Source organism: Hymenobacter sp. UV11 (assembly GCF_004684095.1).
Classification (GTDB): Bacteria; Bacteroidota; Bacteroidia; order Cytophagales; family Hymenobacteraceae; genus Hymenobacter.
On the sequence record NZ_SRII01000008.1, the window covers coordinates 272,063 to 285,839 of the forward strand.

A 13,777-nucleotide genomic window follows, 5' to 3' on the forward strand; every position below is an offset into this window, starting at 1 on the left:
TGGCCTTGGCCGCCGCTGCTACGTACCAAGCTGTTATGACTTTATCAATGAATGAGTTAGAACGCGATATTATTCGCGAAATTCTGAATATTGGCTTGGCGCGGGCGGCGGATAGCTTTGCTATTATTGCCCAGGAGCGGGTAATGCTGGAAGTACCTAACCTGGATTTGCTGCCCAGCACTAGCATCATTGAGCGGGTGCGCGAGTATCAGACGCGCTACGTGGCCATTCAGAGCGACATTCGGGGTGATTTCAACGGCTCAACGTTCATGTTTTTCTCGGGGCAGCACATCCAGCGCCTCTCCCGCGTCTGCCTGCGCATGCAAGTGACAGATTCGCTGCAGCTGGATGAATTACAAGAGTCGCTGCTACTAGAAATAAGCAATATCATTACGGGTGCCTTGGTAACGCAGCTTGCTAATATTCTGAAGGCTAATATCTACGGTGCTCCTCCACTAGCTCCTACCGGCGACTTGGCCACTGCGCTGCAAAGCCTGATGCCAGACCCCGAAGCCTTGCAACCTCTCATTTTTTCTGTTATTACCCAGTTCTCCGATAAAGAAAATTCGGTCGAGCTGCCCCTCATGCTGTTTTTTGACCGGGCAACTTTTGAGAAGATTCTGGAGATAATTCGGACCTACGATTTTTTAGGTAAGACCCAATCGGCAGCCTAGTAGCAAGAGTACTACTTAGCGCCAATGGCTACTTAAACGCTTGGCAACTACTATTTTTTTAAATTTTTACGCCACCAAGTGCCCCGCGCTTGGTGTTCTTTTTTACCGTGTCTGAATCAACTCTCGCGCAAAAAATTGCCAACTTTGACCCTAACGCACTCGGCGATGTCGCTGGTGGCTTGTTTGGCCTGCCCTTCACCCCGGAAGAGGCCCAGGTAGTGGTGGTGCCCGTGCCGTGGGAGGTAACCGTGAGCTACCGCGCTGGCACGGCCCTGGGTCCAGAAGCTATGCGCGCGGCCTCGCTGCAAGTGGACCTCTACGACCCCGACCTGCCCGAGGCCTGGAAGCTGGGCCTGGCTATGGAAGACGAAGATGAGGCCATTGCCCAAACCAGCCGCGAGCTGCGCCCTATTGCCGCCGATTATATTGGCTGGCTCGAAGCAGGGCAGCCCCAAGAAGGGGCGGCTACCCATAGCAATGTACCCGCTCGCATCACGGCTGAGGGTGACAAGCTAATTCAGTGGCTGAAAAACAAAACCGGTGCGCTGCTCGACGCCGGCAAGGCCGTAGCCGTGCTCGGCGGCGACCACAGCACCCCGCTGGGCTTCCTGCACGCCCTGGCCGAGCGCCACCCCGATGGCTTTGGCATTCTGCAAATTGATGCGCATTGCGACCTGCGCCCGGCCTACGAGGGTTTTCAGTACTCGCACGCCAGCATTATGTACAATGCCTTGCAGCTGCCCGCCGTAAAAAAGCTGGTGCAGGTAGGCATTCGCGATATGTGCCAGCAGGAAGCTGACCTCATCGAACATTCGGTGGGTAGGGTGGCCTTATTCGGCCAGCGCTTTATGAGCGAAGAGAAATTCGCTAAGAAATCCTGGAAGAAGGTGTGTGGTAAAATAATTGCCCAACTACCTCAGAAAGTATACATTAGCTTTGATATTGACGGGCTGGACCCCAAGCTGTGCCCCGGTACCGGCACGCCCGTGCCCGGCGGCCTGGAGTTTGACGAGGCTACCTACCTGCTGCGCATGATAGTGCGCTCGGGCCGTACCATTATTGGCCTGGACCTCAACGAGGTAGCGCCCGGCGATACGGAGTGGAACGCCATCGTGGGCGCGCGCCTGCTGTTTCAGCTTTGCAACTGGATGGCCGTATCGCAGGGCCGCCTGGTAGCTAAAGGCGTGGAAGGCGCCGAAGAAAAGAAGCTTAAAAAGTAAGGCGCAAACTGCTTTTTCAGCTACTATCAATCAGCAAACCAGCACCTTAAAAAATGGGCAAGATTCTTATCAAATTCATTCTCACGGCCGTGCTTACTTACGGCCTGGCGCAGGTACTTCCCAACGTGCGCCTCGATGGCGTGGGTAGCGCGGCCATTCTGGTCATCGTGATGGGCCTGCTCAATGCCACAGTGAAGCCAATTCTCAAGATAATCGGCTTCCCAATTACAGTCCTCACGCTGGGTATTTTCCTGCTCGTTATCAATGTCATCATCGTCAAGCTGGCCGACTTCCTGATGAGCAGCTTCGCCGTTAGCGGCTTTCTAAGCGCCTTGCTTTTCAGCGTGGCCCTGTCGCTGGTAACGACGGTGGTGGACATGGTAATCGACTAGCTTACCCAGCTAGCTTAAACGAAGAAAGGCCCGCGGTTGCTACCGCGAGCCTTTCTTCGTTTAAGCTACGCTGCGCTATACGCGCTTGATATCGGCTCCGAGCGCGTTCAGGCGCTCATCGATGTTCTGGTAGCCGCGGTCAATCTGCTCTACGTTGAGGATTTTGCTGGTGCCATCGGCGCTGAGGGCGGCAATGAGCAGCGCTACCCCCGCCCGAATGTCGGGAGACGACATAGTGATGCCGTGCAGTTGCTTTTGGCGGTCGAGGCCAATAACCGTGGCGCGGTGTGGGTCGCAAAGAATAATCTGCGCGCCCATGTCGATGAGCTTGTCCACGAAGAAAAGGCGCGACTCAAACATCTTCTGGTGAATGAGCACCGTGCCGCGGGCCTGCGTGGCTACTACCAGGATAATGCTCAGCAAATCAGGCGTAAAGCCCGGCCAGGTATGGTCGCTCACCGTGAGGATGGAGCCGTCTAGATACGTGCCAATCTGGTAGTGCTCCTGGGCTGGCACGAAAATATCATCGCCCCGAAATTCGAGTTGAATGCCCAGCTTGCGAAACGTATCGGGAATAATACCCAGCTCCGGAATCTGGCAGTCCTTGATGGTGATTTCGGAGCCCGTCATGGCTGCCAGGCCGATGAAAGAGCCGATTTCAATCATGTCGGGCAGCATGCGGTGCTCGGTGCCGCCCAGGCTCCCTACCCCCTCAACCGTGAGCAAGTTGGAGCCAATGCCCTGAATCTTAGCGCCCATGCGCACCAGCATGCGGCACAGCTGCTGCAAGTAGGGCTCGCACGCGGCGTTGTAGATGGTCGTGGTGCCCTCGGCCAGCACGGCGGCCATCACGATGTTGGCAGTGCCGGTTACGCTGGCCTCGTCGAGCAACATCGAGGCGCCTTGCAATTTGCCGCCGGGTACGCTAAGGCGGTAGAAGTCAGTGCCTTCCAGCGTGAGCTGGCCACCAAGCTTTTCGAGCCCTACAAAGTGCGTATCGAGGGGCCGGCGGCCAATCTTGTCGCCGCCGGGCTTGGGCAGTTGGGCGCGGCCGTAGCGCGCCAGCAGCGGGCCCAGTATCATCACGGAGCCGCGTAGCTCGCGGGCCTGGGCCACAAACTCGGGCGTGTCGAGGTAGTCGAGGTGCACGTCTTCGGCCTGAAACCGGTAGGTATCGGGGGCCAGGCGGCCCACTTTCACCCCCATGTCGCGCAGCAGCTCGATGAGCTTGTTCACGTCCCGGATATTGGGCACGTTGCTGATAGTGATGGGCTCAGCGCTAAGCAACACTGCGCACAGAATCTGGAGCGCCTCATTCTTAGCTCCTTGGGGAATAATTTCCCCGTGCAGCTTTTGTCCGCCGCGCACTTCAAATGCAGCCATTCTTTTTCAATTAACAATTAACAATGAGCAATCAGCAACTGGTTAAGGACGGATAGTCTTTGGCCAATTGGGCTGCAAAGCTACTGCGGCGGCTGTTGCGGCTCGGAGCGAAATTTTTTGCTGCGCTTTTTATCGCGCTTTTTTCCGTTGCTACCGCCATTGCCGAAGCTCGTGCTGCCTTCGGGCCGGTCGGTGCGGCGGTCCCGGGCATCGCGGCTGCTGCTTTGGCCGCTGGGGCGGGGGGTAGGGCTGGCCGCCGTAGTTGGCAGCGCCGCCAGCTCAAAGAGCCCCTGGTCCGCCACTGCCTGCGCATCCAGCTTCAGCTGCCCGCCCGATAGCTCGCCCAGGTGCCGGATAATGGTCACATCCTTAGCATTTTCCTTGTTGTGCTGGCGATACAGAAACTTCATCGTGCGCCCAATCTGGGTGGCGGCCTGCTCGCGCTCCGCCGCGTCCGTAAGGGTCAGCGCCTTGGCAATGAGGGCCTCAATGCCGCGGCCATAGGCTTTGAGCTTGGGCGCTTGGCGCGGGTATTCCAAGCGCTGAGGCTTGGCTTGGTACAGGCGCGGTGGCGTCAGGGGCACGGGCGCATCCAGGGCCACTTCGGTGCCTGCCAGTGCGTGCAGGTGGTTCCAAAGGCGCGTCTGAATCTCGGGCACATCGCGTAGGCTGGGCCGCAGGCGGAGCATCATCTGCACGATGCCGGCGGCGCGGCGCGTGCGCTCGGCCACGTCCTCAATCTGAGCCAGGCCCTGGATGAGCTGGTAAGTGCTTTGCCCGTATTCGCGCACCAGCAGTTGCAGGTGGAAGGGCAGGGTAGGGGGTATTTCTTGCATGTATAATTAAGATAATTTAGCGCGGAGTTTCGCAGGGTCGGCAGAGTGTCCGGAGGAGAGTATCACTTCGCGAAAATCTGTCAACCCTGCGAAACTCTGCGCTACAGCACCCGCAGCTTGGCAAAGCTCAGCAGCAGCGTTTTCTCGCCTACTTCCTCAAACTGGATGATGGCTTTTACAGTACCGTTCTGCTTTTCGAGCGTGGCCACCTTGCCAAAACCAAATTTAGCGTGCTCCACGCGCTGCCCGGCCTGCAAGTTACTCGTGTCGGAGGGTTGGAAGTCGGCCGGCGCCACGTACTTGGTCGCTACCGTCTTACGAGGGGGAGTAGCAATCAGGTTCGACCGGCGCTCAAATACGTGCTGAAATGGTGACTCGCTTACCACCGGACCAGCCGCAAATTTTACGTTAAGATATTGCGGATCAATCTCATCCAGGAAGCGCGACTTCTCGCACGAGCGCAGGTTGCCCCACTGGTAGCGCGAGGTAGCGTAGCTGAGCGTTAGCTTCTTTTCGGCCCGCGTAATGGCCACGTAAAAAAGCCGGCGCTCTTCCTCCAGGTCGGCCCGCGAGGTAATCATCATCTGGCTGGGAAAAAGATTTTCCTCCATGCCCACGATGTATACATTACGGAATTCCAGGCCTTTAGCCGAGTGAATGGTCATCATTGTCACGGCCTCGCCCTCCTGGGCGGCGTCCTTGAGGTCGGAGTCGGTAACGAGCGCGATATCCTGCAAAAACGCGCCCAGTGACTTGTCCTCGCGTTCGTGGTCGTCCACGTATTCCTTGATGCCGTTGAGCAACTCCTGAATGTTTTCGTAGCGCGACAAGCCCTCGATGCTCTTGTCGGCGTACAATTCTTCAATCATACCCGAGTTTTTGGCAATAAACTTGGCCGCCTCGAAGGCATCTTCCTTGGCTGCTACGGCGGTGTAGCTCTTGATTTTTTCGGCAAAGCCTACCACCGGATTTGATACGCGGGCCGGCAAAAACTGCTCGGCATTGCTCACCACTTCCCAAAGAGTGTGGTTGGCTTCCTCGGCCGAATTAATTAATTTGCTAATCGTGGTATCACCAATGCCGCGCTTCGGATAATTAATTACCCTGCGCAAGGCCTGCTCATCATTCGGGTTTACCGTAAGCCGCAAATAAGCTACTAAGTCCTTGATTTCCTTGCGCTGATAAAAGCTCAGGCCACCCACAATCTTGTAGCGAATATTTAATTTGCGCAGCGATTCTTCCATCGCCCGGCTCTGGGCATTGGTGCGGTAGAGAATGGCAAAATTATCGTAGGACAGATGCAGATTCATCTTGTCCTCGTAAATAGATTGCGCAATTAATTTGCCTTCCTCGTTGTCGGAAGCCGCCTTAATTACCTCAATTAAATTACCGTCCTCGTTATCCGAAAAAACGTCCTTGCGTAATTGTGCCTGGTTGTTTTTAATGACTGAGTTAGCCGCCCATACAATGTTTTTAGTGGAGCGATAATTCTGCTCCAGCTTAAATACATTTAACTCGGGGTAGTCTTTTTCGAAATTCAGAATATTGGTAATATCGGCGCCGCGAAAGGCGTAGATACTCTGCGCATCATCGCCTACTACGCAAATATTCCGCTCTTTAGCCGCGAGCTTGCGGGTAATTAAATACTGCGAATAGTTGGTGTCCTGATACTCGTCCACCATCACAAACCTGAATTTATTCTGGTATTTATTGAGAATATCCGGGTGGTCGCGAAACAGCACGTTGGTCTGGAACAGCAGGTCGTCAAAATCCATCGCGCCGGCCTTGAAGCAGCGCTGCTGGTACTGCTGGTACAGCACTCCGATTTTGGGCCGCATCGCTGCCTCGTCATCCTGCTTGATAACTGGGTCATTGAGGTACTGCTGCACCGACACGAGCTTGTTCTTGGCGGCCGAGATACGGCCCAGCACCGTGCTGGCTTTGTAAAGCTTGTCGTCCAGCTCCAATTCCTTCACAATCTGCCCAATGAGGGTTTTTGTATCCTGCGTGTCGTAGATGGTAAACGAGCGGGGGTAGCCGATTTTATCGGCCTCAGAACGCAGGATTTTGGCAAAAACGGAGTGGAAAGTTCCCATCCACAGATTTTTGGCGTTCGGCCCCACTACCTTTTCAATACGGGCGCGCATCTCCTTGGCAGCCTTGTTGGTGAAGGTGAGCGCCAAGATGTTGAAGGGGTCTACCCCCTGCTCCAGCAAGTGCGCGATGCGGTAGGTAAGTACCCGGGTTTTGCCCGAGCCGGCACCGGCGATAATCATGCAGGGGCCTTCCGTTTGGAGGACGGCAGCGGCCTGCGAGGGGTTCAAAAGCGCGTGATAATCTAAAGCCATCTAAGGTAAGCTGTTAGCTACTAGCTGCTAGCCGTTAGCTTTTGGGAGAAATACGGGTCGAAAGGCGGCGGCGCCCAAAATAGCCCGCGGTGCCGCGGGCGGCTAGCTGACAAAGATAAGTTGGAGGGGGGGTAGGGCGGTATCTTTGTGCTACCGTTTTTAGGCAAACTGCCCGCCCGGCGGTTCTTTACTAACCGCATTCTAGCGCCGATAAATTCGCTCCATCCCATGATTGTTATCCAGAATACCGTTATCTCCGACGATGTGGCCGAAAATTTCTTCGTCTGCAACCTCGATGCCTGCAAGGGCGCCTGCTGCGTAGAGGGCGACCTCGGCGCGCCCCTTGAGCTGGAAGAGCTGGAAATCCTGAAGAATGAGTACCCGAAAATCGAGCCTTTCCTGACCGAGGCCGGCAAGCAAGCCATTGCGGCCCAGGGGCTTTACATCGAAGACTGGGAAGGCGACTATAGCACTACCACCATCAACGACCGCGAGTGCGCCTACGCGCTTTATGACGAGCGCGGCATCCTGAAATGCGGCATCGAGCAGGCGTATCTGGCCGGAGCTACGACCTTTAAGAAGCCGATTAGCTGTCACTTATATCCCATTCGGGTCACGAAGTACGAGGGTTTTGAGGCCCTCAACTACGACCGTTGGGACATTTGCTCGCCGGCCTGCTCCTTCGGGGCCAAGCTGGGCGTGCCGGTGTATAAGTTTCTGCAAGAGCCACTGGAGCGCAAGTATGGCGCGGAGTGGTTCGCCGAGCTGGCCCGCGAGATTGAAAATCCGACGGTATAAGTTATTGGTTTATGATGCTAAAAAGAACGTCATGCTGAGCTTGTCGAAGCATTTGTACCGCATCGTTGGATGAAGCGGTAGAGATGCTTCGACAAGCTCAGCATGACGTTCTTTTTTTGTGTTTTAGCCGAATCTGCTACTGCATAAACACCGGACGGATAAGATTCTCAAACGTGAAAATCTCGTCCCATTTCTCTTGGGTCAGCAGCTGGCGCTCGGTTACGGCGATGTCGTGGACGGACTTGCCGGTGGCGAGCGCTTCCTTGGCAATGCTGGCGCTGGTTTCGTAGCCGAGCACGGGGTTGAGCTGCGTCACGATGCCGATGCTGTTGTAGACCATATTGGCCGCGTGCGCCACGTTGGCGGTTATGCCGAGCACGCACTTCTCGCGCAGCGTGCGGCAGGCATTAGTCATGTAGGAGATGCTGGTGAAGAGCGCAAAGGAGATAACCGGCTCCATCACATTGAGTTGGAGCTGGCCGGCCTCGGCGGCCATCGTCACGGTGAGGTCGGCACCGATGACGTAGAAGGCCGTCTGGTTCACCACTTCCGGGATGACGGGGTTCACCTTGCCGGGCATAATGCTGCTACCCGGTTGCAATGCGGGCAAGTTGATTTCGTTGATGCCGCAGCGCGGGCCCGACGAAAGCAGGCGCAGGTCGTTGCATATCTTGCTCAGCTTCACGGCCGTGCGCTTGAGCACGCCCGAAAGCTGCACGTAGGCCCCGGTGTCGTAGGTGGCCTCGATGAGGTCGCCGGCCAGGCTCAGGTCGAGGCCCGTGATGGTGCGCAAGTGCTTGGTAACAAGACCCGCGTAGCCGGAAGGCGCGTTGATGCCGGTGCCAATGGCCGTGGCGCCCATGTTGATTTCGGCAATGAGGCGGCGCGAATCGTCGATGCGTAGCAGCTCCTCGCGTAGGTTAGTGGCGAAGGCGTTGAACTCGTCGCCCATGCTCATCGGCACGGCGTCCTGGAGCTGGGTGCGGCCCATCTTGAGCACGTTCTGGAACTCCTCGCCCTTGGCAAAAAACGCGTCGGCCAGTTGCGACAGTGTGTCGCGGTAGCCGGCCAGCTTGTTATTCAGCGCAATGCGGAACGCGGTGGGGTAGGCGTCGTTGGTGCTTTGCGAGCAGTTGACGTGGTTGTTGGGGTGGCAGAACTGGTACTCGCCTTTCTGGTGGCCCATCAGCTCCAGGGCCACGTTGGCAATCACCTCGTTGGCGTTCATATTCACCGACGTGCCGGCCCCGCCCTGAATCATATCGGTTAAAAACTGATTGTCGAACTCGCCGCTGGCCACGCGGTCGCAGGCCTGCATAATGTAGTCGGCAATGGTGGGGTCGAGCACGCCCAACTCCTTGTTGGCCAGCGCCGCGCCCTTTTTTACAAAGGCCAGCGCCTGCACAAACAGCGGCTCGACCTTAATTGGAATGCCCGTAATGTGGAAGTTTTCCAGCGCCCGCAGGGTCTGGATACCGTAATAAGCGTCATTCGGAATGGACAATTCGCCCAGGAAATCGTGTTCGAGGCGGGTGGGAGTTGGCATGGGGGGTAGGGAAAAATAAGCGAGCTTAATCTTACGGCGCCAACTGCGATAGGGAGAGTTTTAGCGCAAAAAAGCCCGCCGGGGTTAGCAGCAGGCGTTGCGGTCGACGCGAACGAAGTTGCCCTCGGAAGGCGCGGAAGCTATCGGCGCGGTTGGTGCCAGGTGTCGGCTACGGGTAGCGGATTGCAGTTGGTCAATTACTGAATAATACCCAGGCTTTTGAACGGTACTTGCTACCCCTGCCAGGTGGCCAATCCTTCGTTATGAAGTAACCCCAATGGTCAATTTACAGTTTTACTAGCTGTACCTTGCCGGCTATCCTGGCCCTCGCTTCTTTCTCTAATCTCTCGTTCCACATGCTCGCCCACATTCCTGCCGCCGCCCGCCACCACGCCGCCCCTACCGCCTGGCTTAGCTCGTATTTTCTATTCTCGTTTGCCGATTATTACGACAAGCACAACATGCACTTCGGGCCATTGCGGGTGTTTAACGACGACACAGTGGCGCCGCAAAACGGCTTTCCACAGCACCCGCACTCCGAGATGGAGATTGTGACGCTGGTGCTCGAAGGCGAAGTGAGCCACGAAGACACCCTTGGCAACCGCACCGCCATCACGGCCGGTGAGGTGCAGCGCATGACGGCCGGTACCGGCGTGGCTCACAGCGAGATGAACCGCCAGGATAAGCCCCTGCACCTCTACCAGCTCTGGTTTATGCCCAGCCAAAAGGGCCTGGCCCCGAGCTATGAGCAAAAAGATTTGGGCTTTTTGAAAGGCAAAAGCAATGAGCTGGTGCCCCTTGTGACCGGCCAGCGCGTGCTGGAAGACGTAGTCTATATGAACTCGAACAGCACCGTATACTGGAGTAATCTGGACTGTGGTAAGGGGCTGACGTTCAAAACTTTCCCAATCAGACTTACCTTTATTTATGTGAAGCAGGGCAGCATTACGGTGAACGGCACGGAGCTGAATGCCAATGACCAGGCCCGCATCGACGCCGAAAATGTGCTGGAGATAGAAGCCACCAAGGACGCCCAGTTTATTTTAATAGACCTGCCCGGCAGCGAGGCAAATTATTAAGTATTGATGACCAGTACGACTACCAGCTTTCCTGATTCACTGATACCGCCGCACGATGCGGCCCGGCTGCGCACGCTGCATCACTACCAGATTGTGAACACCACGCCGGAGCAGATTTTTGACGACTACGTGGCCTGGTCAGCGCAGCTTTTTGGGGTGCCCATCTCGCTTATTTCGCTCGTTGATGCTGATTATGTGTGGTTTAAGGCATTGGCCGGGGCTTCGGGTATTCCGGGCCTGACGCGCAACGAAAGCATGTGCTCGGCCGCCATTCTGGTGGGCGAGCAAGTCGTACTATCTGATTACAAGCCTGAGAGCTGCCGCCTCATTAAGCCCGATGTAGCGCAGGCTATTGGCCTTAATTTTTATGCTGGGGCGGCGCTCATTGCCAAAGACGGCGCCCGCCTAGGTATGCTGGCTATCATTGCCCGCGAGGTGCGCGGCTTCACGGCGGCCGAGGCACACCTGCTCACGCGCCTGGCCTACCTGGTGAGCCAGACCATTGAGCTACGCTACCACTACCTAGCCACCAAGCAGGCCACGGAGTGGGACGACGCCCAGCAGGAACTCACGAAAGCCCTGGACGAGAACTCGGCCCTGGCCCGCTACCTCGCTTCCCGCAGTCAGGGCATCGATTTCAGCAAAGAGGAAGTGATGCAGCCCATTATCCGGCGGCTCGCCAGCGTGGCGCAGGTGCTGGAGCGGCGGCTGAAGTAGCGTGTGCTTACTTGCTGGCCGGCACCTGGGGTAGTTTGAAGACCGTTCTGAGCGCCTGCAGTGCCGCCGGGTGGTAGATAGTCTGGTGCGTTTCGGCGGGCAGTGGGGCGTAGTGCCACGTAATGGCCGGCGGGGCTACCGTGCGCAGGCTAGCCGCCAGGTGGCGCGTGGCTTCGGCAATATCGGGCTGGCTGCTGGCCGCGAGGTACAGCGTTTTGGCGGGGCCGGCGTAGGCGCGCAGCAGGTGGTCGGCCTGCTTGGTCAGGTAGTTGTTATTCCACCATAGGCTGGGGTCGAATGCTAGGTAAGTGGTGAATAAATCGGGTTCCAGCAAGAGCGTTTCAACCACAAAAAGGCCCGCCAGCGACTCGCCCACAATGGCCGTTTCGGGGGTGGTGCGGTAGCGCTCCCGGATGGCCGGCATCAGTTCGGTGCGCAGGAAGGCGCGAAAGGCCGCCGAGCCGCCCACGCGCGGGGCTATTTTGCGGTCCTCTTCGTTGGTGGTAGGGCCGGTGAGGTCGCGCCGGCGCTCGGTGTTTTCGATGCCGACCAGCAAGAAGGGCCGCATAGCCTCATCGCCCACCAGCACCTCCACCAGCCCCGCTACATGCAGAAAATCTTCCTTTATTCCGCCGTCGGGCATGTAGAGCACGGGCAGCGGCTGGCTGGCATTGCCGCCGTAGCCCGGCGGCGCATACACGTTGATACGCCGGGTTTCATGCAGCACCTTCGACTCGATGGTGAACGTTTCGCCGATGCAGAGGGGGGTAGGGCTGAGTACCGTTTGGGCGCGGGCGCCGTGCGCAACGAGGAGTAGCAGCAACGCGCCCAAACATGCTTGCTGCCAGGCGCGTAGCAGACCGGATAAGGAAATTAGCATACCTCACATCGTGTATTTGTGCCCCTTGTTCTGGGCTTGCAGATAGGTCATCAGCGGCTGAAAATAATCGACCATCGCGCGGGCCGAGAGGTCTTCGCCGGTCTTTTCTTTTAGCACCACGCGCCAGTCGCGGCTGCTGCCGGGGCGCATGATATCCTGCAAAAACTGGCCAACCTCGTGGCTGCCGTAGTAGTTGGTGGCGTGCGGGTCCTGGTGCAGAATGTGGCGGGCGATGTGGTCGTGCAATTGAAATAGCAGCACGTAGCTCAGAGCATAGTCGTAGTACTGCGCGGGGTCGTCGTTGATGTGGGTTTTGGTGGCCGGGTCGAGGTAAGCCTCGCCGCGGGGGGTAGGGGGCACCATGCCCTGGTATTGCTTGCAGAGCGCCCACCACTTGGCGTTGAGCTGGTCGGCGGGCAGGTTGTCGGCATAAAACGCGTTTTCCCACTCGCTCATCACACCCGAGGCGAAGGGGATGAATGGCACGTACTGTAGCGCTTCTTTCAATAATTGCTGGGTCTGGTCGGTCTGGGTTTTGGCGTCAACCAGCCCCAGGCCCACCAAAAAGGGCTTTTGCTGCGCGGCCAGGCCCATCATGCTGCCGATGGCCTCGTGGTAGGCGCGGTTGGCGCCCTGGCGCAGCAGCGGCGGCACGTCGGGGTTGGTGTAGGTGAGGTAGTAGTAGATGTGGCCCAGTTCGTGGTGGGTGGTTTCGTACCACTCGGTGTTGGGCTCCACGCTCATCAGGCTGCGCACGTCCTGGTCGAGGTCCATGTGCCAGGCCGAGGCGTGGTTGTTCTTCTTGTAAGCCGCGCCGGGGGGTAGGGGGTAGAGGCTGCTCTTTTCGTAAAAGCTGGCGGGCAGTGCCGGAAAGCCCAGGCTTTGGTAGAAGCGCTCGGCTTGCTTCACTGGCCACTGCTGGCCTTTTTTGGCAATAGCCGCGTCGAGGTTGATGCCTTTTACCGTCACCATGCTGCCCCAGTCCTGGCCCCAGCGGTTGGGCAGCCAAGAGGCAGGCAGGTAGTCGGGCACCTGCTTAGTGTGGTATTTCTTGGCCAACTCATAGCGGGCGTAGGTGTGCAGCTCGCGGTAGAGCGGGCGCAGCTCGTCGTTGAGCTTGCGCACCAGCGCCATCATCTCCTCGCGGGTCAGGCCATAGTCGCTGGCCTGGTACGAGAAAAAATCGGGGTAGCCCAGCGCCTGCACGGTCTGGTTGCGCAGGTCGCGCAGGTTCAGCAGGCCTGGCTTGAGGGTGGGGCCAATGGCCTTGCTGGCCTCCCAGATTTGCTGGCGCTTCTGCGGGTTGTTCTCAGTGCGCAGCAGCGCGTCGATATCGTTGGTAGTGACGCTCTTGCCCGCGTACTTGTAGTCGAAGCCGTAGAGTTTCTCGGTCTGCGCGGCCTCGGCCTTGATGCGGCGCTTCACTAGGTCGGCCACGGTCTGGGGCGAGTTGGCGGCGTTATACAGCGCCGTTTCCAATTGCTTGGTTTGCAGCGGCGTGAGCTGGTCTTTGTGGGCCAATAATTCGCGCAGCCGGGCAATGGTGGGGGCCGAGCCGGCGAAGGCGGCCATGCGCTCATTGGCGCGGGCGGTGCGGCCGGCGTTGGTAGTGTCGCCGGGCACAATGTGCGTGTTGCTGGTCCACTCGGCCTCGCTGGCCTGCGCGTAGAGGCGCACGTATTCAGCGGTATACTGCGCCAGGAAGGTCTCGGCCTGGGCGCGGTAATTGGGAGGGGTAGGGGCAACTACGGCGGCCGGCGGGGCGGGGGTAGTCGCCACCGGCACCTTAGCTGTGGGGGCGCAGGCGGTGAGCAGCGCGGCCAGCACCGGCCAGGGCCGGGCAAAACGAAATTCGGAATAGCGCGTTTTCATGCCCGAAAGGTAGGCGGCGCGCCGGCCGTGCG

At 57.9% G+C, this 13,777-nt stretch carries 12 protein-coding genes; 6 read left to right on the top strand and 6 right to left on the bottom strand.

Features of this window, described 5'->3' with window-relative positions:
• Positions 1-47: 47 nt before the first annotated feature.
• The 3 genes from E4631_RS17160 (at position 48) to E4631_RS17170 (ending at position 2,286) form a co-directional block, all read left to right on the top strand.
• A complete protein-coding gene (locus tag E4631_RS17160; RefSeq protein ID WP_133657331.1) occupies positions 48-674 on the top strand; it encodes a chemotaxis protein CheC in 627 nt (208 codons plus the stop codon).
• 107 nt (positions 675-781) lie between these two features.
• Positions 782-1,894: an agmatinase family protein gene (locus tag E4631_RS17165; RefSeq protein WP_133657330.1), complete on the top strand. Its 1,113-nt coding sequence runs from the start codon at positions 782-784 to the stop codon at positions 1,892-1,894.
• Positions 1,895-1,947: 53 nt separating this feature from the next.
• A complete protein-coding gene (locus tag E4631_RS17170; RefSeq protein WP_133657329.1) occupies positions 1,948-2,286 on the top strand; it encodes a phage holin family protein in 339 nt (112 codons plus the stop codon).
• A 75-nt stretch (positions 2,287-2,361) separates the two neighbouring features.
• On the opposite strand, the gene murA is transcribed toward E4631_RS17170, so the two are convergent.
• From murA to E4631_RS17185, 3 genes are all read right to left on the bottom strand, one after another.
• A complete protein-coding gene (murA, locus tag E4631_RS17175; protein WP_133657328.1) occupies positions 2,362-3,669 on the bottom strand; it encodes a UDP-N-acetylglucosamine 1-carboxyvinyltransferase in 1,308 nt (435 codons plus the stop codon).
• An 80-nt stretch (positions 3,670-3,749) separates the two neighbouring features.
• Entirely contained in the window at positions 3,750-4,505 is a 756-nt protein-coding gene (locus tag E4631_RS17180; RefSeq protein WP_133657327.1) for a DUF4290 domain-containing protein, read from the bottom strand.
• A gap of 101 nt (positions 4,506-4,606) precedes the next feature.
• Complete coding sequence (locus E4631_RS17185) at positions 4,607-6,853, bottom strand: ATP-dependent helicase (RefSeq protein ID WP_133657326.1); 2,247 nt, start codon at positions 6,851-6,853, stop codon at positions 4,607-4,609.
• 228 nt (positions 6,854-7,081) lie between these two features.
• Between E4631_RS17185 and E4631_RS17190 the strand changes: the two genes are divergently transcribed.
• Complete coding sequence (locus E4631_RS17190) at positions 7,082-7,651, top strand: DUF3109 family protein (RefSeq protein WP_133657325.1); 570 nt, start codon at positions 7,082-7,084, stop codon at positions 7,649-7,651.
• Positions 7,652-7,787: 136 nt separating this feature from the next.
• Here E4631_RS17190 and aspA read toward each other — a convergent pair whose 3' ends face one another.
• The gene (gene aspA, locus E4631_RS17195) at positions 7,788-9,197 is read right to left on the bottom strand and encodes an aspartate ammonia-lyase (RefSeq protein ID WP_133657324.1); all 1,410 of its coding nucleotides are present in this window, start codon (positions 9,195-9,197) and stop codon (positions 7,788-7,790) included.
• A 356-nt stretch (positions 9,198-9,553) separates the two neighbouring features.
• Between aspA and E4631_RS17200 the strand changes: the two genes are divergently transcribed.
• Both E4631_RS17200 and E4631_RS17205 read left to right on the top strand, forming a co-directional pair.
• Positions 9,554-10,276, top strand: coding sequence for a pirin-like bicupin family protein (locus E4631_RS17200; protein WP_133657362.1), 723 nt, complete (start codon positions 9,554-9,556; stop codon positions 10,274-10,276).
• Between the two features lie 6 nt (positions 10,277-10,282).
• Positions 10,283-10,993, top strand: coding sequence for a GAF domain-containing protein (locus E4631_RS17205; protein WP_133657323.1), 711 nt, complete (start codon positions 10,283-10,285; stop codon positions 10,991-10,993).
• Between the two features lie 7 nt (positions 10,994-11,000).
• Here the strand turns inward: E4631_RS17205 and E4631_RS17210 are convergent, their stop codons facing one another.
• Positions 11,001-11,873, bottom strand: coding sequence for an alpha/beta hydrolase (locus E4631_RS17210; RefSeq protein ID WP_133657322.1), 873 nt, complete (start codon positions 11,871-11,873; stop codon positions 11,001-11,003).
• Between the two features lie 3 nt (positions 11,874-11,876).
• Positions 11,877-13,745, bottom strand: coding sequence for a M2 family metallopeptidase (locus tag E4631_RS17215; RefSeq protein ID WP_133657321.1), 1,869 nt, complete (start codon positions 13,743-13,745; stop codon positions 11,877-11,879).
• Between the last annotated feature and the right edge of the window lie 32 nt (positions 13,746-13,777).